The following is a 23,778-nucleotide window of genomic DNA, read 5'->3' as shown; positions in this document are numbered from 1 at the left end:
GAATAATCTCAGCAGCTCTTTTTAGTATGTGCATATGTAGATGAGTAATCACGCCAAATTTCATTCATCTTTCGTCTACCGATATCTACCATCGGATTAAACTGAATTGCAGCTTTCTGACGAACAAAGTGAACGTTTTGAATGGCGTGAGATAATTGTTGGTCGACTATATCACGTTTTTTGCTTGCATATTTAGCAATAGATAGACCTGCAACTGTTCCTTGCGCCATCGCAATTTTTCCGCTTTCAATGCCTGTAATATTGCCGGCTACAAATAAACCAGGAAGAGGGGTTTCCATTGTTTCGGAATGGAGAGGAACGTGTCCGCCTAATTCTGAAATGTAATGGAAGGGACAACCAGCTACAGCTGCAAGTTCGGCAAGTGGGTATAATCCTCCGGCAATACAAACAAAATCTGCTTCATATATTTTCTCTGATCCATTAATAACATTTCCTTTAGAGTCAATATTAGCAATACGTACACCTTCAACTTGATCTGTTCCGATAATTTCAAGAGCTGCTTTCCGAAGGTGAAGTGGCGTTCCGTTTATTTTCATTCCGTTGTTTGGATAGAATGTTAATCCAGCTTTTCGAATCCAATCAAATTTCATAAAGTGGCTACCTATTCGCAAGAAAGCAGAAGGTGCGAGGTGAGCTGCATTTAAAAGAGAGTTTAAAACTTCTTCAGGTTCACCAGCTTTTTGACTTAACTCGCTTTTCTCAGGGAGTACAATATGATCCACTGTAATTCCCGCTAATTGCAATTCACTTAAAATGGCGAAAGACAAAATGTTAGCACCAATAATAATTCCTTTTTTTCCAACTTGCACGCGATGAACATTTGTCATAACTTGAGCTGCTCCAATTGACATCACTCCTGGAAGTGTCCAGCCAGGAAGGGGAATAGAATATTCCGCAGCTCCAGTAGCAAGTAGTACGAAAGGTGCTTCTAACGTACCGATATTAGTATGTACAAACCAATTGTTTTCATCTCTATCTAAATTATAGACCGAAACACCGCACCTGATATGTACTGAAAGTGATTCTGCTTCTTCATGAAGTCGCTTCGATTCTTTTATTCCGTTCCACCATTCTCCAGTAGGCTCTTGATGCAACTGTCCTAACAATCTCCCGCCTGGCTTCATAAATTCATCAATAACGAGCACTTTTAGTCCGAAACGAGCACAAGAAATAGAAGCAGATAATCCCGCTGGCCCTGCACCAATAATAATTACATCACTCATCGTTTTTTCACCATCTCTCTCACGATATTCGGATGCTGTTTCCCGCTTTCAACAACCATGTTTTCTTCTACAACAGTTAAGCATGCGCGTACATTTGTTTGATTATTTACTGTCATGCGGCATTCGGAACAGTGCCCGATATTACAATAAATACCTCGCGGTGTTCCGCTATCTTCATGAACTCTTAATGTCCGTATTCCATTTGCTAACAGGGCAGCAGCTATCGTTTCATGTTCATATGCTTCGTATTGATGACCGTTAAATTGAAAGGTAATACGCTTACTACTTTGTAAAGTGCCTAAAATAGGGTGATGTGTAATTCTACTCATTTACTTTCACCTACCGATCCAAAAGTAACTGCACGTATTGGTGGTTGATATTTTAACGGTAGTTCATTAAGAGTTACGTCAGGATTCGCATTTTCAATCATTCGATCTATCATTATTCTGCATGTGCGACCACCGCAAAATCCCATGCCAGCACGTGTTCTTAGTTTTAATTCTCTTGCCGAGCATTTATATTCAGCAATTGTCGATTGAAGTTGCCCATATGTAACCTCTTCACAACGACAAATGATTAAGTTGTTTTTATTTGTCATGTGTATTCCTCCTCTAGTTCGGTTTTCACAAATTATATATGCAAAAATCATGCCAATATAGAGGCGGAGAGGGCTATCTGTAAATGCCTGATCGGTGCATACTGCTTCTTTATTGAAGTCCAAGTTTCTTTAAACGGTTATATAAAGTAGCCCTTGTTACACCAAGTTGTTTTGCGCATTCTAATTTATTCCCATTTAAAATTCGTAAAGCCCTTTCGATAACTTTTTTCTCATGCTCATCCATCTCTTCTTGTAAAGAAAGGATTGTATTATTGTTGCTGAGTAATAGGGAATGGGCTGTATGGTTGTCTAAAGTTTCAGTCGTATGAAATGGTAAATATTCTTGTTTTATAATTCCGTCTGTTGCGAATACCACAAGCCGTTCAACAACGTTTCGAAGTTCGCGAATATTACCTGGCCAATTGTAATGAAGCAGTTCATGCATAATGCTTGAAGGTAAGTCACGAATTGGTCTGTTATAGTTGATTGAAAAATCGTTTAAGAAAGAATAGGTTAATTCAATAATATCCTCGCGTCTTTCGCGCAGCGGTGGAATCTGCAAGCTAACTACATTTAAGCGGTAATATAAATCTTCTCGGAAAGTTCCTTTTCTCATTTCTTCTTGTAAATCACGATTTGTAGCAGCGATAATACGGAAATCAATATTAATTTCTTTTTCACCACCAACTCGGTAATACTTTCGCTCTTGCAGTACACGTAACAGTTTTACTTGCATATCAAGTGGCATTTCACCTATTTCATCAAGAAATAAAGTACCGCCTTGCGCGAGTTCAATTTTACCTTTTTTTCCTTTACTATTTGCTCCAGAAAACGCCCCACGCTCGTAACCGAATAATTCACTTTCAAATAATGCTTCTGGAATTGCCCCGCAGTTAATCGAAATGAAAGGCGCCTTCGCTGCTTCACTTGCTTCATGAATTGCTTTCGCAAATACTTCTTTTCCAACTCCGCTTTCCCCAAGTATTAAAACAGTTGATTTCACCGAACAAACTTTTCTAGCTAATTGTATCGTTCTTTGTATAACAGGACTTTTTCCATTCATCGCAAGGAATGGATCGGATTCATCTTTATACTTTGCCACTTCTTGTTCTAAACGGTGTATTTCATGTGACATATTAAATAGTTTTTCATTTAAAGCGACTTGATTTGTAACATCTGTTTCTGAAACGACTGCTCCTATAATTTCATCATTACAATAAACTGGATTTGAATTAATTAATACGAATAAATCGGGACGAGGCTGATGGAACTGAGCGACTATGCTTTTTCCATCATGTAAAGATTGTAAAATTTCCAAGTCTTTATAATCAAAAAAACGAGTAATCGGTTGCCCAATAATCTCATTATGGTTGACTGAAAATATTTTTTCAGCACCATCTGTCCAAGTTCGAACGCATTCTTTACTATCAATTACTGTAACAGAAGAGTCAGTTGTTTGTATTACAGTGTCATAAAATGACTGTAGTTCATTGTAGGACTTATAAAGAAATGGAATCATTTGCTGAGAAGTTATACAGCATATCGGCTCATCGTTTTCGTTAAGGATGATAACAGCTAATTCATAAGAAAAAGCGTCAATTAATGCAGTGAATGAGTCATCTACATAAATAATTGCGCAATTATATTCTTCTGTAGTAGAAGGGAGGTAATAAAACCTTTCGTTTATTTTCTTAATGGGATCAAGGCTACATGTATGATTGATTAAAACGCTTTCCAAAAATTCTTGTATAGTCGGAAATGAGAATTCCATAATGTCCTCCTGTTATGTATAAAAATTTTGACAGTGATAAAAAAATAATACACCTATTTACTATGAATTTAAAATATTTTTACAAATAAAAATATTATTTATAAAAATTGTATATGTACAGAATTGGCACGTCAATTGCATAAAAAGAAAGTGAGAGGGCTAGGAAAGGAGGAGTATATTGTGAGGCACTGCGACGTTTTAATTATAGGTGGTGGAATAATAGGGTGTTCTATCGCTTATTACACTTCAAAATACGGAAGAGACGTAACAATCATTGAAAAAGAGGAATTTGTCAGCGGGACGTCTTCACGGTGTGATGGGAATATTTTGGCCATTGATAAAGACCCGGGATTTGATAGTCAAATGTCTTTAGTAAGTCAAAAATTAGTAACTGATTTAAGTGAAGAATTAGAGCATTCATTTGAATATAGGGCACCAGGAAGTATTCTCGTATGTGAGTCAGACGAAGAGATGGAAGCTGCGCAGCAATGGGTAAATCGGCAAAAAGAAGCTGGATTACCGTTTCGAATGCTTGATAGGCAAGATATAAGGGAAGAGTCGCCTTTTTTTGCTGATGATTTATTAGGCGGTTTAGAATGTGCGACGGATTCAACTGTGAATCCATATCTCCTTGCTTTCTCGCTTCTGTCAGAGGCACAAAAGTTTGGCGCAAAAGCTTTTAAGCAGACGGAAGTAAAGAGTATGGAAATAGAGACGGATGGTTCATTTGTTGTAGAAACTACGAATGGAACTTTTACAGCACAACAAGTTGTAAATGCAGCCGGTGTGTGGGCTCCTAAGATTGGTCAGATGTTAAATATAAATATACCAATTGAACCGAGAAAAGGGCATATTATTGTAGCTTCAAGGCAACAACACGTAGGATGCCGTAAAGTAATGGAATTCGGTTATTTAATTTCTAAATTTGGCGGAAAACGAAAAGTGGATGCTTTAACTGAAAAATACGGGGTTGCGCTCGTATTTGAGCCTACTGAAAGTCAAAATTTCTTAATTGGTAGTAGTCGTGAATTTGTAGGATTTCATACGAGGATAAATAATGAAGTCATTAAATGTATCGCAAATAGAGCAATTCGCTTTTATCCGAAAATGGCAGATATGATGGTAATTCGTTCTTACGCTGGTTTACGTCCGTGGACAGAAGATCATTTACCGATTATTTCACGAGTGGAACATATTCCGAATTATTTCATTGCCGCTGGACATGAAGGTGATGGGATTAGTCTTGCAGCAGTTACTGGAAAAGTAATTGAAGAGTTATTAAATGAAAAAGAGACAATTATTCCTATTGAACCACTTCGTTTGAGTCGTTTTACAGAAAGGGTGTTAAACGGATGAGGTCACAAAGAGTCTTTACGACGATTGATACACACACAGGTGGGAATCCAACGAGGACATTAATTAGTGGACTTCCAAAGTTGATTGGAGAGACGATAGCAGAGAAGATGTTACATATGAAAAAGGAGTATGATTGGATTCGAAAATTGTTAATGAATGAACCGCGTGGTCATGATGTAATGTCAGGAGCATTATTAACAGACCCGTGTCATCCTGAGGCTGATATAGGTGTTATATACATAGAGACAGGTGGATATTTACCGATGTGTGGTCACGATACAATCGGTGTATGTACAGCGTTAGTTGAATCAGGTTTAATTCCGGTAGTTGAACCGATTACTTCTTTAAAACTAGATACACCGGCTGGCTTAGTTGAAGTAGATATTGCTGTTCAAGATGGAAAAGCAAAAGAAGTATCTTTCTGTAACATACCAGCTTTTTTATTGAAAAATATTACTGTACAAGTGAAAGACATTGGAACTATAGAGGCTGATATTGCCTATGGAGGGAATTTTTATGCCATTATTGATGCGAAATCAGTAGGTCTAGAATTAGTACCAGAAAATGCATCTACAATCATCGATAAGGCGATTCATATAAGGAACACAATTAATGAGAAGTTTGAAATCACTCATCCAGAGTATTCGTTTATAAGAGGATTAACACATGTTGAATTTTATACAGATCCTACTCATGAATGTGCGCATGTGAAAAATACAGTTGTTGTACCACCAGGCGGAATAGATCGATCTCCATGCGGTACAGGAACATCTGCGAAGCTAGCTGTATTATACGCTCAGAAAGAAATCGAGATTGGTGAAGAGTTCATTCATGAGAGTATCGTTGGTTCTTTATTTAAAGGATATGTCATGAATACGACACATGTTGAAAATATTGAAGCTGTCATAACGAAAATTACGGGATCAGCTTGGCTTATGGGTATGCATAGATTTTTTTACAATGAAATGGATCCACTTAAAGAAGGATTTTTGCTAATTCCGCCGATGGAACATGAAACGGAGGATATAAAATGAACATTCAAAAAATGTATACAGCAGTAGACGTACATGTAAATGGCGAGGCATTTCGTGTAATGAAAGACGTACCATGCAAATACTACTACAGTTTGGAGCAATTAAATGAACAATTTTCAGGTGAATTAGCAGAAGAGATGAAGCTTTTATTAAATGAACCACGTGGTTTTATCGGTTTGAATGGGTGTATTGTCGTTCCATCTATCTATAATGAAGTGGATGCAGCTGTATTATTTTTTAATCATGAAGGTTCGGTTCCGCTTCATTATGGAGGCATTGTTGCAGTAATAACGATGTTACTCGAAAGTAGGTATTTAAAAAAGAGAGAGTCCAATCAATACAAAATTGAAACGTTATGTGGAATATTTTTAGTTCATGCGTATGTAGAGAATGATGAAGTTATATCGGTTTCGTTTGAAAGCAAACTATGCTATATGATTGAGAAAAATTTACAGGTTGGTAATGTAAGTTATTCTCTTATACAAGCAGATAAAGTATATGCAGTTGTAGAAAAAGATGCGTATTCGCCAGAAATTCGCATGGAAAACATTTCTGAATTGAAAAGATGGGGAGAAGCTACACTGCAGGCTATACAAAAACAGTCGCTAATAAAAAGGCTTATTTTAGTAGATCCTTCGCAAAAAGAAAAGAACCATATAAAATCGATTACATTTCATGAAGATAACTTTATCGTACGTTCGCCAGGTTTTGTTTCTACTATTGTATCCTATGTTCATGCGTTATTTAAAAATGATTATATGGCGGATAAACCTTTTAAAAATGAAAGTATATTTAATAGTTTTATAACTGTGGAAAAAGTGAAGACGGAGGAACTAGGATACATTTTCCGTTTTGAAAGTAGAGGATTTATTACAGGGATGCAGACGTTTCTATTAGACCCTACGGATCCATTTCCGGCAGGTTTCTTATTAAAATAAAATGTGATAAGGAGAGATAAATATGCAAAAAATTAAAGGGGCATTCCCAGTATTAATAACACCGATGGATGAATTTCAGGAAATTAATTGGGATGGGGTAAAGCAAAATGTAAATTACTTTATCGAACAAAACGTTGCAGGTATCATCATTAATGGAAGTACAGGAGAGTTTGTAAGTTTATTAAAAGAAGAGCGATTTAAAATGGTAGAAACCGTTTTGAAAGAAATTGATGGCCGTATTCCAGTTATTGTTGGAACTGCTGCGGAAACGACGAAAGAAACAATTGAATATACGAAGCATGCAGAAGCACACGGAGCGGATTGTGCATTAATTATAAACTCTTACTATTGTAAACCGAAGGAAGAGGAGATTTATTTTCATTTTAAAGAAATCTCAAACTCTGTAAATATACCAATTATGTTATACAATAATCCATTTACTTCTGGTGTTGATATAAGTACAGAGCTAATGCTCCGTATTGGAAAAGAGTGTGAAAATGTTACACATATTAAAGAATCTAGCGGAGATATTCGAAAAGCGAGAGATTTAGTAAGACAAAGTGAAGGGGCTTTCCAAGTCTTCTGTGGTTCTGAAGATTTAGTTATGGAATCATATTTAGTTGGTGCCTCGGGATGGGTTTCAGTAGCAGGAAATATCGTTCCCGGTCTCGTTACAAAAATGTATGAGCATTTTCAAAATGGTGAATTAGAAAAGGCGTGGGAAATAAACGATGCTATTTTACCACTTTGCGAGTTTCTTGAAGGATCAGGGAAATATGTTCAAATCGTTAAACGTTCTATGGAATTACATGGGCAAGCGGGAGGACCTTCTCGCTATCCAAGACTAGGGTTAACTGTAGAAGAAGATCAAAAGCTTCAAACGATTTTATCAAATATTGCAGCTCATGCAGCTGTTTAAATAAGGAGGAGGACATAATGTTAAAGACAAATATTGAGCTGAAACCAAAAGTGGAAGCGTTTTTAAATGAAGAAATTAAAATGTTTATTAATGGCGAATTTGTTTCTGCTATTGGCGGAAAGACGTTTGAAACGTACAATCCAGCAACAGAAGATGTTCTAGCTGTCGTATGTGAAGCGCAAGAAGAGGATATTGATGCTGCAGTAAAAGCGGCAAGATCTGCATTTGAATCTGGCCCGTGGGCAGAAATGACTACTGCTGAAAGAGCGCATCTTATTTATAAATTAGCAGATTTAATTGAAGAACATAGAGAAGAATTAGCGCAACTAGAAGCTTTAGATAATGGAAAGCCATACCAAGTAGCACTTGATGATGATATTTCAGCGACTGTAGAAAATTATCGTTATTACGCAGGATGGACTACAAAAATTATTGGGCAAACAATCCCGATTTCAAAAGATTACTTAAATTATACGAGACATGAACCTGTTGGTGTTGTAGGACAAATTATTCCGTGGAATTTTCCGCTTGTTATGTCTTCTTGGAAAATGGGAGCTGCACTGGCGACAGGTTGTACGATTGTATTAAAGCCAGCAGAGCAAACGCCTTTATCTTTACTATATGCAGCGAAACTCTTTAAAGAGGCTGGATTTCCAAACGGCGTTGTAAACTTTGTACCAGGCTTTGGTCCTGAAGCAGGGGCTGCAATTGTAAATCATCACGACATTGATAAAGTTGCTTTTACAGGATCTACTGTTACAGGAAAGTACATTATGCGTCAGTCTGCAGAAATGATTAAGCATGTAACGTTAGAGCTTGGCGGAAAATCACCAAATATCATTTTAGAAGATGCGGACTTGGAAGAAGCGATTAATGGTGCATTCCAAGGTATTATGTATAATCACGGTCAAAATTGTAGCGCAGGATCACGTGTGTTTGTTCATCGTAAACATTATGAAACTGTAGTAGATGCACTTGTGAAAATGGCGAACAACGTAAAACTTGGAGCAGGTATGGAGAAAGAAACGGAAATGGGTCCACTCGTATCTAAGAAACAACAAGAGCGTGTGTTAAATTACATTGAGCAAGGGAAGAAAGAAGGCGCTACAGTTGCGGCTGGTGGTGAACGTGCACTTGAAAAGGGTTATTTCGTTAAGCCAACTGTATTCACAGACGTTACAGACGATATGACAATCGTTAAGGAAGAAATATTTGGACCAGTTGTTGTTGTTCTGCCATTTGATTCGACAGAAGAAGTAATTGAACGAGCGAACAACTCATCCTATGGCCTTGCTGCGGGTGTATGGACGCAAAATATCAAAACGGGTCATCAAGTGGCAAATAAATTAAAAGCAGGAACAGTATGGATTAATGATTATAACTTAGAAAATGCAGCTGCACCATTTGGTGGATATAAACAATCTGGTATTGGCCGCGAATTAGGTTCATATGCGCTTGATAATTATACAGAAGTGAAAAGTGTTTGGGTAAATATAAAGTAATAGGGCGTTTTACTGATAAAAATTGAGGGATGAAATAATGAAAGATGCGGACAACTAGAAAGTTTGATAATAGTTGTCCGTTTTTTTTATATACAAAATTGCTTTTCAAAAGAATGATAAGGGGGATTTGGATGGAGAATTTAGTAGAATGGTTAGTAGGGCAAGTGTGGAGTATCGGTTTAGTTGTTTTTGCATTAGGGGCAGGCGTATATTTCACGATTGCAACACGCTTTTTGCAAATCCGTTATTTTAAAGAGATGATTAAACTATTATTTGAAGGAAAGAGTTCAGAGACGGGAATATCATCTTTTCAGGCATTTTGTTTAGCCTTATCAGGAAGAGTTGGAATTGGTAATATTGCAGGGGTAGCGACAGCAATTGCTTTCGGCGGTCCTGGAGCTGTATTTTGGATGTGGGTAATGGCTTTGTTAGGGGCAGCGAGCGCGTTTGTAGAATCAACATTATCTCAAGTATACAAAAGTAAAATAGGGAATGAATATCGCGGCGGTACTCCATATTTCATTGAGAAAGGTTTGAAAATGAAATGGTTTGCAGTCATTGTAGCAGTAGTTGTAACACTTTCATATGGCGTTTTATTACCAGGTATTCAATCTAGTAGTATCGCAGTTGGATTTGAAAACTCTAATGGTATTAGCAAATATATAACTGGTATATTTTTAGTCTTGTTACTAGCAGCAATTATTTTTGGTGGTGTAAAGAGAATTGCTGGCGTTTCTCAAATGCTTGTTCCATTTATGGCAATTGGTTATGTAATTGTTACATGTATCATATTAATTGCGAATGTAACGGAGATTCCAAGTATGTTTGCTTTAATTTTCTCTAGCGCATTTGGTGTAAATGAAATGTTTGGTGGAATTGTTGGTGCAGCTATTGCATGGGGCGTAAAACGCGCTGTATTTTCAAACGTTGCTGGTGTCGGAGAAGCGACGTATAGTTCGGCGGCTGCTGAAGTATCGCATCCCGCAAAACAAGGATTAGTTCAAGCGTTTTCCGTATATATCGATACAATTGTCGTATGTACAGCGACAGCTCTTATGATTTTAATAACAGGTATGTACAATGTTATACCTGAAGGGAAAACCACCATTGTACAAAACATAGGAAATGTGGAAGCTGGTCCAATTTATACACAACAAGCAGTTGAAACTGTGATAACAGGGTTTGGTCCAATATTTATTTCAATTGCGATTTTCTTTTTTGCATTTACAACGTTACTCGCTTACTACTATATCGCTGAAACAACACTTACTTATTTAGATCGTCAACTGAAGTATGGCTGGTTAAAACCAGTTTTAAAATTTGGATTTTTAATTATGGTTTACATCGGTAGCGTTGAATCAGCGTCGCTTTTATGGAATCTTGGAGATTTAGGAATCGGTAGTATGGCATGGTTAAACTTAATCGCAATCTTACTTTTAAGTAAAACCGCATTAAAAGTGTTAAAAGATTATGAAACGCAGAAAAAAGAAGGGAAAGATCCAGTATTTAATCCTAAAAATGTGGGGATTGAAGGATTAACATTTTGGGAAGAAAGAAGTAAAGAGGTTGAAAGAAAAAGTTCTAGAGAAAAAGTTATTGTAGATGATAATTTAAAATTATAACTTAAATTAACTGAAAATTCTTAATTTAAAAGAAGGTATATTACCTCCATATTATCACATACTACAATAAGTATGAATAATATGACTGGAGGGAATAAGATGGAACATGAGCAACATAGTTCGATAAATGATATTCTACATCATTATAAAGAAGGTATAGGTAGTTTTACAAATCAAATTCCTGAAATCGCTGAGACATATAATGCGTTCACGCAAGCTTGTTTTCAAGAGGGTGCTTTAACAAAAAGAGAAAAGCAACTTATTGCATTAGGAATTAGTTTAGCAACGCAAGATGAGTATTGTACAATTTATCATACAAAAGGTTGTCTTGATCAAGGATGTTCGGATAAAGAGATTCTGGAAGCATGTGGTGTTTCAGCAGCATTTGCTGGCGGAGCTGCGATGAGTCAAGCGGTAACTTTAGTGCAAGAGTGTTTAACAGAACTGAAAAATCAAAAGCATTGAATAAAAAAACGTTTTAAACTTTATGTTTAAAACGTTTTTTATGTGAAATTAAATTTGAGTATAAAAATTATCTAGGATGGGTTCAATTTATGGTTATACAATAATGGGAGAATTTTAAATTTAGTAGGAATGAGAAATAACAACTATTTATTTAGTTTTAAGGTTTTGTAAAAAGCTTCAATTGTTTCATATAATCAATGGCTTTTGTTTTGTTTTTCTGTTTAGAAACATACATACAAATTTTTATCGTTTTCAATTTAATATTCTATATCTTCATAAATAGATTTTTCTACATCAGGAAGAACTGTGTATATACTCTTACCGATTAAAGCTTCTAATTCTTTCTTAATCGCATAAAACCCTTTCCAATGTAAAGATGTATGAGATGTTGTACCATGACGCAAACCAACAGAAATTAATCTTCTTTCCAGCGTAGTAAAGCCATCCGCATCAGCAAGAGCGTCACAAAGAGTAATTACTTTATTGTATAAATCGTAGTTACAATGTTCATTTAATATTTCAACTAACCGGCTTCTCATATGGTCAGGAACGAGACTCCATTCCGCTGCGATATCTATATGTTCATTTTTGCATGGGAATGAGTGTGTCACACAAATAACAGCGTTTCCTGTATACCCTAAATCATTCATATACATATAACCATCATAGGAATGAATGACCGATTTGGTAAAACCTTTGTATCTTCCGATATCATGCAAAAGGGCAGCGTTATATGCTATGTCAGCATCTAGCTTGTACCCTTTTTTTATAAGTTCTATAATTATGTTTTCAGTTGCATGAGCAACATGTAGTGAATGTTCAAACCAAGGGCCCGGGTTTTGTTCATATGCCCATTCGAGTAATTCTTTTGCGTATGTTCTATCTAATATATATTTCATATCGTTATCCTTTCACAAAAAATCATATCTTACTATAAATTCCTCTTATTATTTCATTATTCCTTCTTTAAAAATTGTTACAATGAAACAAAAGGGGGAAAAGTAATGCGAAATTTAGCAATTGAAGAAATTAAGAAACTAGAAAATGATATAGAAGAACTTTCGAAACTTTTGAAAATGGTTGTAAATGATGGGGCATCAATTGGTTTTTTGCCTCCACTGGAACAAAAAGATGCAACAAAGTATTGGCAAACAGTATTAGCGCCAGAAGTGATATTGTATGTGGCTAAAATAAACAACGAAGTAGCAGGGAGCATTCAATTACAGTTAGTTACAAAGCCTAACGGAATTCATAGAGCTGAGATTTGCAAATTAATGACTCATCCAAACTTTAGACGTAACGGTATTGGACGAGCACTTATGCAAAAAGCAGAGGAACGAGCAAAGCAAGAAAACAGGTCTCTTTTAGTATTAGATACAAGAGAAGGAGATCCTTCCAATAAATTGTACAAATCACTAGACTACCAAGAAGTTGGAACAATACCAGGGTATGCAATTTCTCCGAATGGAAAGTTAGATGCTACGGTTATTTATTATAAAAACATTTAAGGTATAATCAAACGGGAGAGTGCTTAATTATTAGTAAGTGAATAATAAACGACTATTTTTAACACCGTCTATATTTTTCTGGCGGTGTTAAAATAGTTAATTATAATCTAATTAACGCACTAAATGAATTTGAGAAAGTTTTTAGAGGGTTCTTTTAGTAATGATTCTCGTCTTATAATAAATGTAGAGAAGATGACTAGCCAACTATAGTTATTTTCGCTTTATTATGGGAAGGGGATGAAAGAATGAAAAAGAATAGTTTACAAAAGATGAAGAAAGTTATTTTAAGTGGTGGCGTATTACTTACGGGATTATTAACATTTGGATTTTCAGAAAAGGCTTCAGCTCATGGATATGTAGAATCACCAGCGAGCCGATCTTATTTATGTAAGCAAGGGGTAAATGTAAATTGTGGACCGATTCAATATGAACCTCAAAGCGTAGAAGGAATAGGTGGATTTCCGCAACTAGGACCTTCTGATGGACAAATTGCAGGGGCTGGTCATTTTCCCGCTTTAGATGTTCAAACTGTAGATAGGTGGAAGAAAGTTACGTTAAATGGCGGGACGAATACATTCAAGTGGAAACTAACGGCTCCTCATAGTACGAAAGAGTGGAAATACTATATTACGAAAAAAGGTTGGAATCCCAATAAACCTTTGACGCGATCAGATTTAGATTTAGTGCCATTCTATGTAAAAAATGACGGTGGAGCTAGACCAGGGACAACAGTAACGCACGAAGCAAATGTACCAACTGACCGTAGTGGATACCATCTTATTTTAGCTGTTTGGGAAATTGCAGACACTGGAAATGCGTTTTATCAAGTTATAGATGTAAACCTTTTGAATAATGGCTTATCCTCAAATTTCGCTTTTAACAATGTAGTGCAAGCTCCTACACTATTTTAATTGAAACATACATTTCGATCATCTAATTCATTTTAGATGATTTTTTTTATGAAAATGATGAAAAATATAGAAGAAAGTGCAATTATTTATAAAAAAATATGCTTTAAATATTGTCATATTTGCTTCTTTAAGATATCCTTTTCATGAAGAGGTGGAAAACATGGAAAAAGTACTAGTTTTCGGGCATAAAAACCCAGATACAGATGCAATTTGTTCTGCAATTGCTTATGCAGAATTGAAAAAAGAATTAGGAATGAATGCTGAGCCTGTACGTTTAGGCGAAATCAGCGGTGAAACTCAATTTGCGTTAGACTATTTTAAAGTAGAAGGACCGCGTTTTGTTGAGACAGTAGCAAGCGAAGTGGACAACGTTATTTTAGTTGACCATAACGAGCGTCAACAAAGTGCTAACGATATCGAATCAGTTCGTGTGTTAGAAGTTATTGACCATCACCGTATTGCTAACTTTGAAACAAGCGATCCTATATACTATCGTTGTGAGCCAGTTGGCTGTACAGCTACAATCTTAAACAAAATGTACAAAGAAAATGGCGTAACAATTCGTAAAGAAATTGCAGGTTTAATGTTATCTGCAATCATTTCAGATTCTTTACTATTCAAATCTCCAACTTGCACAGAACAAGACGTAGCAGCTGCTCGTGAATTAGCGGAAATCGCTGGTGTAGATGCAGATAACTACGGCTTAGAAATGTTAAAAGCTGGTGCTGACTTAAGCGGAAAAACAATGGAGCAATTAATCTCTCTTGATGCTAAAGAATTCCAAATGGGTAATGCGAAAGTTGAAATCGCACAAGTAAACGCTGTTGATACAAACGACGTTCTTGTACACCAAGCGGAACTTGAAAAAGTAATTTCTGCAGTAGTAGAAGAAAAAGGTTTAGACCTATTCTTATTCGTTGTAACTGATATCTTAACTAACGATTCTGTCGGTCTTGCGATCGGTAAAGCAGCAAACGTTGTTGAGAAAGCATACAACGTATCACTAGAAAACAATACAGCTACTTTAAAAGGTGTTGTATCTCGTAAAAAACAAATCGTACCAGTATTAACAGAAGCATTCCAAGCTTAATCGTATTGCGTACAGATGAACAGTAAGGACAAGTAGTCAGATTGGCTATTTGTCCTTTTTTATTTATAATAAGCAGAAATTTTTAACTTTTAAACAGTCGCATTGTGTATGCTTAATGATATGGAAGTATTGAAAAGTAAATTACAGGGGCTTTTTGAAAAAATATTGCATCTGTTTCAAAATTAGAGAGCTGGATTTCGGAGGAACTGCGTTTAACTTTTTAGAAGAAAGGATATAAAGTTTTGATTAACGAATTAAAATAAGGATAGCGTTAGCTATCCTTATAATCGTTTATTCGTAAGATTTTTTCTTGTTTATATAAAATGTGATTATCGTAGTAATGAAGAAAATAGGTATCGCATACACTTGCCCAACAAATAACTTCCAGCCGACATAATTATAGCCTTCAGATGCTGGGATGATAACGGAAATAACGCAAACGATAAAATAGACTAATAGTGCAGGGATAATATTTTTCATTTTTATGAACCTCCTTTATTGTTTTATTGATACATACTAGTATTATAATTTATTTTCATTATTTTGAAGAAAAAATGAAAAAATTTTTATGGTATTATAATATTTGCAATGAGAGTAATCTATAGTACGTATATGGTAAAATGTGTAATTTTAACTTTCAGAATTATTATATAGTATTTCGAGAGAAAAATGTACAAAATAACGAATTTTATTTACCAAAGTAAAGGGAGTAGAAATATATATGAAAAGGCTATGTATAATTCCATGTGGAAAAAAGAAAATTTGGGATAAACATTCAGACTACGGACCGATGGAAGCAAAAGATGTATATATTAGTCCGTTCGGAAAAGCATGTCAGGCGTACGCAACTATGTTTTTCGAAAACTGGGTTATATTATCAGCGAAACATGGATTTTTAAGACCAAGTGATATTGTATTAGAAAACTATGATCTTGCATTTGATTCAAAAAGCGATGAGGTAATAAGTATAGAGCAATTACAAAAACAGATGGTAGATAAAAGTTTATTACAGTTTGACGAAATCGTCTTATTAGCAGGGAAGAAGCATAAAAAAGTAGTGACAAAGCTATATCCAGAAGAAATGATTACATATCCGCTAGAGGGGTGTAAAGGGATTGGGTATATGTTGCAGAGGTTGAAAGAAGCTGTGAAGGAAGGGGAGGAAATATAGGTGTAGTTTCAGTGATTTTAAACTCTATTTATTTAGGGAGCTGAAAAGTAAAATAGAGTTTTTAGGCATCGCCGAAAGGGTGATGCTTTTTTGTTCGTGTCGTCATTCATGTAAAAGTAATTTAGAGAATAAATCATTCGATTTATGAAGCGATAGCTTTTTTATATCGAAAACAAATTGCGTCGCTTTTAGAAAATGTAGGACGTATGGGCACAGTTAAGATTGCAAGTGGGAATAGCAATAAGACAAGTTTTGAATAAGATATTAAGAAAGGAGATGTTGATGAATAATGGCTAGATATAGTTTGCACGGAGGACACAATAGTATTGTTCAAGGTGCTAATTTCGGGAATCGGAAAGAACACGTTCTAGATAGGCAAGTTAAAGATGCCGTGGCGGCTAAGTTAAGAGCCCTAGGACACACGGTTTATGACGATACGGACGAGGTAGGGGCAACTCAATCACAAAATTTAAATAATATCATTCGGAATAGCAATTCCCATGCTGTGGATTTAGTTATTTCTTTTCATCTTAATGCAAGTGATGGAAATGGACAGGGTGTTGAGGTTTTATATTATGATCAGAAAGATTTGGCGGCTAAAATCTCAGCTCAACTAGCAAAAGATATTGGATGGCGTGATCGAGGTGCGAAACAACGTACAGATTTAGCGGTATTAAATGGAACGAAGGCACCGGCTATTCTTATTGAATTAGGGTTTATTGATAATGAATCCGACATGGCAAAATGGAATGTTGATAAAATCGCTAATTCTATTGTATTTGCTCTTACAGGACAAACTGGAGGAGGTGCAGCGAATTTGCTCAAAGTAAAAACTGGTGGTGTAGCATTTAGTAATTTACAAGATTTGGCTCAAGCTATGGTTGATGCGGGTATTGATGGACAAATTGTCGTTCAAAAAGATGGCATTGGTTATGCTATAACGAATGGCTATCCGTCCGGGAATATCGATAAATTTACAGCTTGGTTAGATGCACGTAAATGGTACTATGAGTACGTGAGATAAAACGAAAATTGGTTTGATTAAAAACTAAAAATTGTCTTATTTTTAGTTAACAAGTATATTAAGTAACTATAAAAATATGGACAATTTATATGTAAATTAGTACACAAAACCACCTGTCAGAAAGGTGGTTTTATTTATCAAGCTATTTGCGGGAAGTAAAATTCTCACCTCAAAATTCGGATGAAGCTAAGAAATTAGGTGGGAATTACACTGCTCGTAGCCTCCTACTAATTATCGTTTCACTTTATATAGTTTAGAGTTTTGTAAATCTTTACTTATTAAACCCGTAATAATATTTTGTTTTCTCAATACATAAGCCGAATTTTAAATTATTACCCAATAATATAATACCTCTCATACTATTTATTAGTTGATAATAACAAAAAAACAAGCTTTGAATATAATAATGAAAAAGGAGATGTTAAATAATGGGTTATATTGTAGATATTTCAAAATGGAATGGCGACATTAACTGGGATATCGCAGCACCACAATTAGATTTCGTAATTGCACGTGTGCAAGATGGTTCAAACTATGTAGATCCTTTATATAAAAATTATGTACAAGCAATGAAAGCAAGGAATATTCCGTTTGGTAATTATGCGTTCTGTCGTTTCGTTTCAGTAGAGGATGCACGGATAGAAGCAAGAGACTTTTGGAACCGTGGTGAAAAAAATGCAACAGTTTGGGTAGCTGACGTAGAAGTAAGAACAATGAACGATATGAGAGCGGGTGCACAAGCTTTTATTGATGAATTACGCAGATTAGGAGCTAAGAAAGTCGGTTTATATATTGCTCATCATATGTATGCTCCATTTGGAATGGCAAATGTCAATTGTGATTTTGTATGGATTCCTCGTTATGGTGGTAACAAACCGGCGTATCCATGTGATATTTGGCAATACACAGAGACAGGCAATGTGGCTGGTATCGGCAAGTGTGATTTAAATAAGCTGATTGGAAATAAGCCGTTAGCTTGGTTTACAAATCAAATTGTTGAGCCGATAAAAAAACAAGAAGGGGTTGGAATTATAGTGAATAAATATAACAAAGTAGTTACTTATGAATTTGGTGTAAATTTAATTTCTGACATGATTCAAATGATGGATAAGCTTGGATATACTTCTAAAATAATATCTCGTGGAGATAACCAAGGGCTTGTGTATTTCGAAACAGATTATCGTCAAGGGAACGAACTGGACAAAGCGACTGCTTGGTTAGATATGAAAGGAATTAAATATTTTTATACAAAAGAGTAGTTTGCAAAAATAAGAGCCGTCATGTGACGGTTTTTATTTTTATTTAATCTTTTAACTCTACTTATAATATGGAGAAAATAGACTAATAAACAAGCCTTTGTATACTTTCAAACATAGAATATGATGAATTCTATCAAGGAGGAAGCATATTTATGAGAAATACTTGTCATTGTGGACATTTTCAAGATTGTAATAAATTTTGGGATGATTTAATGTTTGGGAGATGTAAGCGCAATGATTTTCACGAGTGTTGTTGCAAAGAGAAACCGAAGTGTGAGTGTGAAAAATGTCATTGTAAAACAAAAGCGAAATGCCATTGTAGGCATGAAGAGGAAGGGTATTAATAATAAAAAAGAGTACGATGCGTACTCTTTTTTGGGGTGATTATATTCCATTTTGAACAGATTTCTTTACAATTACCCATGTGTCTTTCTTTTTAACCGTTATAGCTACATTAGTTCCATTAGATTCCTTATAAAAGATATATCCATTGTTTGAGTTTACATATGTAACTGGTTCACCTATGCAATCTCGCGAGCAGGATTTGTTGACTAGTTCAATTAAGGATAGTTCACTTGGATCGGTTTTACTGGCTTCTATAACAGCATCAAGGCTTGTTTTTCGATAACCTTGCAAGTTTATATGAAAAAGCTGCTCTATTTCTCCTGTAATGCTAGTGTTCATTACTTCTACTGAATTTTTTTTTTCTTGAAGAAAGCCGTTTTCATAAAGTAATTTTGTATAGCCAATCCATGCTATTAACACTAGCATGAAAAACATACCCGTCATTTTAAGTATTCGAAGTCGTTTGCTTATAATTGTTTCTGAGTATTTCATTCACTCTAATCCTCCAATGTTTTTAATTTAAAATATGCTTGGATACATACTTTTAGAAGAGGATGAAAGTTAATGAGTTTTTAATAAAAAAGAAAACATCCAGGGTTAGATGCTTTCTTTTTTTGGTATTTTTGGCTATCTGTTAGTTACTCGTTTCATAAGTGGTCTTATTTCTTTAACTGGTGGTTTCTTATCATAGGCATCAACGTAAGAAAAGTAATAGTTTAAGTTTCTTAGAAGACCTTTTCCTATTTTTGCACTTAAGAAAGGAAAGACTTGTCCGGTATAATCATCGAGATATTTACAGTAATATTTTTCATCTAAATATATACTGTATTTACATGTTAGTTCTACTAAAGGATTCCCTTCATCATCAAATACTTCTTTAGAATCAATAATATCTATTAGTGCAAATTTTTCATTTAAGTAAACTTTCTTTTTTTTCTCGTGTTTATTTGTAAGTATAAAAACGAGACCAATCGCGTTAATCAAACTATTTCCTCCTATAAAAAACGGATATTAATAAAATATATCGATATAAGCTAAATGTAAAGAGGAGAGGTGAAATATCATGGAGAGAAAACTAAATAAGCCGATTGGTGAGAGCTGATAATCAGTGGGGGATGAACAAACCCCTCACTGATTAAAGTTTCACTTTATTGAAATACTTGCGGGAATTGTTTTACGATTGCGTTTGTTATCATGTCAGCCATTTCTAATGCTTCTTTTTCAATTTTATCGTAAAGTTTTACTCCTGCTTCATAATCTTTATTTAGGAAGGCAAGTGCTTCTGCTTTCGTTAGTGCTAAATGTTCATAAAACATTTTTCTAAATTCTTCTTTATCTATATATGGGTTGATACTGTTAAGAAATTCAATAATTGCGTCACCATTAGCGTACCATTTTTTCTCTATAGCGGCCGCTGCATTTTGATTACCAGCTTTTGCCGCTTTAACAAGATCCGCTGCAATTACTAAGTGATCTTTAATTAATGCACTATATTTTTTTACTGCATCTTCACCGTAAAATGGTTCAAGTGATAGTCCCATATGTGTTGCGTTTTGTAGAAGTCGTCCAACAGTAACGTTAACATCTGGTAAATTAAATACTATACTTATAATAGCCAATCTCGTCCAAGCGACGTGTTGTTCCCATAAAGAACGCATATATCCTTTTAAAAAATTCTCATTTTTACTAATTCGGTAGTTCCGTACGGATAAATCATAGTTTACATAAGGGTTATGGTAGGGGGAGTAATACGATTGCCAATAAGAATACATAAATAGTAACACTCCTTTGAACATGTATAACTCAAAGTATGATGAAGATTTATTTTTAGTTACGTGTCCTAGATTATTTTTAGGGAATTTGAAATGGAGAAATTCAATGAATGATGTTGTGATATATATGAATAATTTGAATATAAAGTAAAAGAGGGTCTGCAAGGGAAGTTACAGACCCTCAAAAGGGTATTGCCGAGATGTCGGACTCGACTACGTAATGTTATCATAAAATTCTCTTGAAAAAACCTGGTAAATGTGTCCAAATGAAATTGGGACCTTCATACAGTCAAAGGGACCTGCTTCCCGCGGCAGATCCCAATAACTAGATAATGTCGATGAGCAAAAAACTCATCTGGAGTACTTTTATAGTAACAAGTAAAATGTGTTTTGTGTATTGAGAAAGAAGAATTGCATAATTATATACGAACAATTTAACTCCCAACAATTTATGATTATCATTAATTGTTGGGATTTAAATATGGTTATAAAATGGAGAAAAGATTTGGAAGTGAGATTGAGGTGCATAGAAGTATGTAATAATGAAAAAGACCTGCTAATATAAGCAGGTCAACTTAAGGGGTTTATCCAACAGATTATTATATATGTTAACAACTCAATTGTAGTAAGTCTATATGTTTAATATTGAGAAAACTTCTGTGAATAATATATTTTTTGCGCATATATTAACGTTTAAAAAGTTGAGAAAGAAAATTAAAAAGCTTTTTATAAGAGAATAATGGCTGATACTTATAGTATGATTCATATTTCCACGTATCATTATTAGAGAATTGGAGTTGTTTTGTTTTCGTTTTTGCCGTGATGGACCTCATATTACGATGTTTCATATAGTAACCTCCTGAATTTATATGTATACGATTAGTAGTATTCAAGAAAGGGAAATAAAATGAACATTTAAATTGAAACTCTTTCTTCTTGTGTACTGGATTTACGTTATAAATGTTGTAAAACATATAAAATAATGATGCTAATTCATATTAAATAAGTGAAGAAACATAGAATAATGAAAAAACAATAAGCATCTAATCATCCCTTTCAAGTCGCATAAGTGATTGATATAATAGAAGTAGATGAAAGATAAAGAAAAGCAGGTGACTCTTTTTTGTTTACTAAAGCACAAGAACTTTTAGCGTCCTACTTTGGTTATTCTTCGTTTCGAAGAGGACAAGATGAAACAATTAAAAATGTACTAGATGGGAAAGATACGGTTTGTATCATGCCAACGGGTGGCGGTAAGTCGATTTGTTATCAAATTCCGGCATTAGTATTTGAAGGAACGACGTTGGTTATATCACCTTTAATATCACTTATGAAGGATCAAGTAGATACATTGGTACAGAATGGCATTTCAGCTACATATATTAATAGTTCTATATCTATTGCAGAAGCAAATCAGCGAATTCAATTAGCGAAACAAGGACATTACAAGTTACTTTATGTGGCGCCTGAGCGTCTTGATTCGATGGAGTTTGTTGACCAACTTATCGATATGAAAATCCCTATGATTGCGATTGATGAAGCACACTGTATTTCACAGTGGGGACATGATTTCCGTCCAAGTTATTTACATATACATCGCATATTAGATTATCTTCCAGAAAAGCCGCTCGTATTAGCATTAACAGCAACAGCAACACCGCAAGTACGTGATGATATTTGTAATACACTTGAAATTAATCAAAAAAATACCATTATGACAACGTTTGAGCGTGAGAACTTATCGTTTTCTGTCATTAAAGGGCAAGATCGAAATGCATATTTGGCGGATTATATTCGTCAAAATCAAAAGGAATCTGGGATTATATATGCAGCTACTAGAAAAGTAGTCGATCAGTTATATGAAGATTTGATGAAGGTAGGTGTTTCTGTATCAAAATATCATGCTGGTATGAGTGATAGTGATCGAAATGAGCAACAAGAACTCTTTTTACGAGATGAAGTAAGTGTAATGGTAGCAACATCTGCATTCGGGATGGGTATTGATAAATCGAATATTCGTTACGTAATTCATTATCAGCTTCCAAAAAATATGGAAAGTTACTATCAAGAAGCAGGACGTGCTGGTCGTGATGGATTAGATAGTACATGTATATTGTTATATTCTTCTCAAGATGTACAAGTACAGCGTTTTTTAATTGATCAATCAACTGGAGAATCACGTTTTTCAAATGAACTTGAAAAATTGCAAAATATGACCGATTACTGTCATACAGAACAATGTTTACAATCATTCATTTTGCAATACTTTGGAGAAGAACCGAAAGAAGATTGTGGACGCTGTGGTAATTGTACAGACAATCGCGAGAGCATCGATGTGACAAGAGAATCACAAATGGTTTTATCATGCATGATTAGAACGAACCAACGCTTTGGAAAGCAAATGATAGCGCAAGTATTAACTGGGTCGAAGAATAAGAAAGTTATTGAATTTAATTTTCATACTTTACCAACGTATGGGCTTTTATCGAACCGTAGTGTAAAAGAGGTCAGTGAGTTTATTGAGTTTTTAATTTCAGACGAGTTAATTGCAGTTGAACATGGCACTTATCCGACGTTAAAAGTAACTGAAAAAGGGAAAGAAGTATTACTTGGTAAAGAGAATGTTTTACGAAAAGAACGAGTAGAGACAAGACAAATTGTTCAAGACCATCCTTTATTTGAAGTGCTTCGTGAAGTACGTAAAGAAATTGCACAAGGAGAAGGTGTACCTCCGTTCGTTATTTTCTCTGACCAAACATTAAAAGATATGTGTGTGAAAATGCCGCAAAATGATTCTGAATTGTTGACGGTAAAAGGTATCGGAGAACACAAACTTGTGAAATATGGCTCGCACTTCTTACAAGCAGTTCAGCATTTTATTGAGGAAAATCCAAATTATGCTGAAACGATTAAGACAGAAGTAGTTTCAGAGCGTAAAAAGTCAGGAAAAGCGTCCGCAAATTCTCATTTAGAAACATATGAAATGTATAAACAAGGTATTGATTTGAATGAGATTGCAAAAGAACGTAACTTATCAAGACAAACAATTGAAAACCATTTAATTCGCTGCTATGAGGATGGAATGGAAGTAGATTGGCAAAGCTTTGTTCCAGCAGAGTATGAATCTCTTATTGAAACTGCCGTTCAAAATGCAGAGGGTGGGCTGAAATCTATTAAAGAACAGCTTCCGAATGAAGTGAGTTACTTTATGATTCGTGCTTATTTACAAATAAGAAAGTAGAGACATAT

The 23,778-nt window shown here is 35.0% G+C and carries 25 protein-coding genes; 15 read left to right on the top strand and 10 right to left on the bottom strand.

The genetic code is table 11. From position 1 onward, the window contains the following. Positions 1–8 precede the first annotated feature (8 nt). From MHB52_RS14495 to MHB52_RS14480, 4 genes are all read right to left on the bottom strand, one after another. A complete protein-coding gene (locus MHB52_RS14495) occupies positions 9–1,244 on the bottom strand; it encodes an NAD(P)/FAD-dependent oxidoreductase (RefSeq protein ID WP_016118067.1) in 1,236 nt (411 codons plus the stop codon). Continuing rightward, positions 1,241–1,573 (bottom strand): (2Fe-2S)-binding protein, encoded by a 333-nt coding sequence (locus MHB52_RS14490; RefSeq protein ID WP_000087074.1) that lies wholly within the window; start codon positions 1,571–1,573, stop codon positions 1,241–1,243. Before MHB52_RS14490 ends, MHB52_RS14495 begins: the two co-directional genes overlap by 4 nt. Continuing rightward, the gene (locus tag MHB52_RS14485) at positions 1,570–1,842 is read right to left on the bottom strand and encodes a (2Fe-2S)-binding protein (protein ID WP_000182614.1); all 273 of its coding nucleotides are present in this window, start codon (positions 1,840–1,842) and stop codon (positions 1,570–1,572) included. Before MHB52_RS14485 ends, MHB52_RS14490 begins: the two co-directional genes overlap by 4 nt. A 109-nt stretch (positions 1,843–1,951) precedes the next feature. Next, the gene (locus MHB52_RS14480) at positions 1,952–3,613 is read right to left on the bottom strand and encodes a sigma-54 interaction domain-containing protein (RefSeq protein WP_061664654.1); all 1,662 of its coding nucleotides are present in this window, start codon (positions 3,611–3,613) and stop codon (positions 1,952–1,954) included. Positions 3,614–3,793: 180 nt separating this feature from the next. On the opposite strand from MHB52_RS14480, the gene MHB52_RS14475 reads away from it, so the two are divergent. The 7 genes from MHB52_RS14475 to MHB52_RS14445 all read left to right on the top strand — a co-directional run bounded on the left by MHB52_RS14475 (position 3,794) and on the right by MHB52_RS14445 (position 11,449). After that, entirely contained in the window at positions 3,794–4,969 is a 1,176-nt protein-coding gene (locus tag MHB52_RS14475) for an NAD(P)/FAD-dependent oxidoreductase (RefSeq protein ID WP_001215233.1), read from the top strand. Beyond that, positions 4,966–6,003 carry a proline racemase family protein gene (locus tag MHB52_RS14470; RefSeq protein ID WP_001257519.1) on the top strand — a complete coding sequence of 346 codons (1,038 nt, stop codon included), beginning with the start codon at positions 4,966–4,968 and terminating at the stop codon, positions 6,001–6,003. Before MHB52_RS14475 ends, MHB52_RS14470 begins: the two co-directional genes overlap by 4 nt. Then, positions 6,000–6,941, top strand: a complete 942-nt coding sequence (locus MHB52_RS14465) for a proline racemase family protein (RefSeq protein WP_061664656.1) — start codon at positions 6,000–6,002, stop codon at positions 6,939–6,941. Before MHB52_RS14470 ends, MHB52_RS14465 begins: the two co-directional genes overlap by 4 nt. 22 nt (positions 6,942–6,963) lie before the next feature. Further along, positions 6,964–7,860 (top strand): 4-hydroxy-tetrahydrodipicolinate synthase, encoded by an 897-nt coding sequence (dapA, locus tag MHB52_RS14460; protein WP_061664657.1) that lies wholly within the window; start codon positions 6,964–6,966, stop codon positions 7,858–7,860. Between the two features lie 17 nt (positions 7,861–7,877). Further along, positions 7,878–9,362 (top strand): aldehyde dehydrogenase family protein, encoded by a 1,485-nt coding sequence (locus tag MHB52_RS14455; RefSeq protein WP_000920976.1) that lies wholly within the window; start codon positions 7,878–7,880, stop codon positions 9,360–9,362. A gap of 131 nt (positions 9,363–9,493) precedes the next feature. Further along, on the top strand, positions 9,494–10,984 hold the full coding sequence (locus MHB52_RS14450) for an alanine/glycine:cation symporter family protein (protein ID WP_000429511.1): 1,491 nt from the start codon (positions 9,494–9,496) through the stop codon (positions 10,982–10,984). 72 nt (positions 10,985–11,056) lie between these two features. Next, positions 11,057–11,449: a carboxymuconolactone decarboxylase family protein gene (locus MHB52_RS14445; protein WP_170962675.1), complete on the top strand. Its 393-nt coding sequence runs from the start codon at positions 11,057–11,059 to the stop codon at positions 11,447–11,449. Between the two features lie 257 nt (positions 11,450–11,706). Here MHB52_RS14445 and MHB52_RS14440 read toward each other — a convergent pair whose 3' ends face one another. Next, positions 11,707–12,348: an HD domain-containing protein gene (locus MHB52_RS14440; RefSeq protein ID WP_000874109.1), complete on the bottom strand. Its 642-nt coding sequence runs from the start codon at positions 12,346–12,348 to the stop codon at positions 11,707–11,709. 105 nt (positions 12,349–12,453) lie between these two features. Between MHB52_RS14440 and MHB52_RS14435 the strand changes: the two genes are divergently transcribed. From MHB52_RS14435 to ppaC, 3 genes are all read left to right on the top strand, one after another. Beyond that, entirely contained in the window at positions 12,454–12,957 is a 504-nt protein-coding gene (locus tag MHB52_RS14435) for a GNAT family N-acetyltransferase (RefSeq protein WP_061663606.1), read from the top strand. A 245-nt stretch (positions 12,958–13,202) separates the two neighbouring features. Beyond that, a complete protein-coding gene (locus MHB52_RS14430; RefSeq protein ID WP_000742279.1) occupies positions 13,203–13,868 on the top strand; it encodes a lytic polysaccharide monooxygenase in 666 nt (221 codons plus the stop codon). Between the two features lie 160 nt (positions 13,869–14,028). Next, positions 14,029–14,958, top strand: coding sequence for a manganese-dependent inorganic pyrophosphatase (ppaC, locus tag MHB52_RS14425; protein WP_000416861.1), 930 nt, complete (start codon positions 14,029–14,031; stop codon positions 14,956–14,958). Between the two features lie 291 nt (positions 14,959–15,249). Here ppaC and MHB52_RS14420 read toward each other — a convergent pair whose 3' ends face one another. After that, complete coding sequence (locus MHB52_RS14420) at positions 15,250–15,438, bottom strand: DUF4017 family protein (RefSeq protein ID WP_000789486.1); 189 nt, start codon at positions 15,436–15,438, stop codon at positions 15,250–15,252. Positions 15,439–15,679: 241 nt separating this feature from the next. On the opposite strand from MHB52_RS14420, the gene MHB52_RS14415 reads away from it, so the two are divergent. The 4 genes from MHB52_RS14415 to MHB52_RS14400 all read left to right on the top strand — a co-directional run bounded on the left by MHB52_RS14415 (position 15,680) and on the right by MHB52_RS14400 (position 18,796). Further along, positions 15,680–16,129: a DUF6884 domain-containing protein gene (locus MHB52_RS14415; protein WP_000824872.1), complete on the top strand. Its 450-nt coding sequence runs from the start codon at positions 15,680–15,682 to the stop codon at positions 16,127–16,129. A 289-nt stretch (positions 16,130–16,418) separates the two neighbouring features. Then, on the top strand, positions 16,419–17,153 hold the full coding sequence (locus tag MHB52_RS14410; RefSeq protein WP_000135280.1) for an N-acetylmuramoyl-L-alanine amidase: 735 nt from the start codon (positions 16,419–16,421) through the stop codon (positions 17,151–17,153). 428 nt (positions 17,154–17,581) lie between these two features. Beyond that, positions 17,582–18,412, top strand: coding sequence for a GH25 family lysozyme (locus MHB52_RS14405; RefSeq protein ID WP_061663014.1), 831 nt, complete (start codon positions 17,582–17,584; stop codon positions 18,410–18,412). A gap of 216 nt (positions 18,413–18,628) precedes the next feature. Beyond that, on the top strand, positions 18,629–18,796 hold the full coding sequence (locus tag MHB52_RS14400; RefSeq protein WP_001999954.1) for a hypothetical protein: 168 nt from the start codon (positions 18,629–18,631) through the stop codon (positions 18,794–18,796). On the opposite strand, the gene MHB52_RS14395 is transcribed toward MHB52_RS14400, so the two are convergent. The 4 genes from MHB52_RS14395 to MHB52_RS14380 form a co-directional block, all read right to left on the bottom strand. Further along, on the bottom strand, positions 18,797–19,249 hold the full coding sequence (locus tag MHB52_RS14395) for a hypothetical protein (protein WP_000877574.1): 453 nt from the start codon (positions 19,247–19,249) through the stop codon (positions 18,797–18,799). Positions 19,250–19,384: 135 nt separating this feature from the next. Next, a complete protein-coding gene (locus MHB52_RS14390; protein ID WP_044797627.1) occupies positions 19,385–19,741 on the bottom strand; it encodes a hypothetical protein in 357 nt (118 codons plus the stop codon). A gap of 164 nt (positions 19,742–19,905) precedes the next feature. Then, positions 19,906–20,529: a hypothetical protein gene (locus tag MHB52_RS14385; RefSeq protein WP_000287727.1), complete on the bottom strand. Its 624-nt coding sequence runs from the start codon at positions 20,527–20,529 to the stop codon at positions 19,906–19,908. A 686-nt stretch (positions 20,530–21,215) separates the two neighbouring features. Further along, positions 21,216–21,377 carry a hypothetical protein gene (locus tag MHB52_RS14380; protein WP_170955191.1) on the bottom strand — a complete coding sequence of 54 codons (162 nt, stop codon included), beginning with the start codon at positions 21,375–21,377 and terminating at the stop codon, positions 21,216–21,218. Between the two features lie 275 nt (positions 21,378–21,652). On the opposite strand from MHB52_RS14380, the gene recQ reads away from it, so the two are divergent. After that, a complete protein-coding gene (gene recQ / locus MHB52_RS14375; RefSeq protein ID WP_061663016.1) occupies positions 21,653–23,770 on the top strand; it encodes a DNA helicase RecQ in 2,118 nt (705 codons plus the stop codon). Positions 23,771–23,778 lie beyond the last annotated feature (8 nt).

Source organism: Bacillus sp. FSL K6-0073, from assembly GCF_038006085.1.
GTDB lineage: Bacteria > Bacillota > Bacilli > Bacillales > Bacillaceae_G > Bacillus_A > Bacillus_A cereus.
This window is presented reverse-complemented; position numbering and strand designations above follow the sequence as displayed.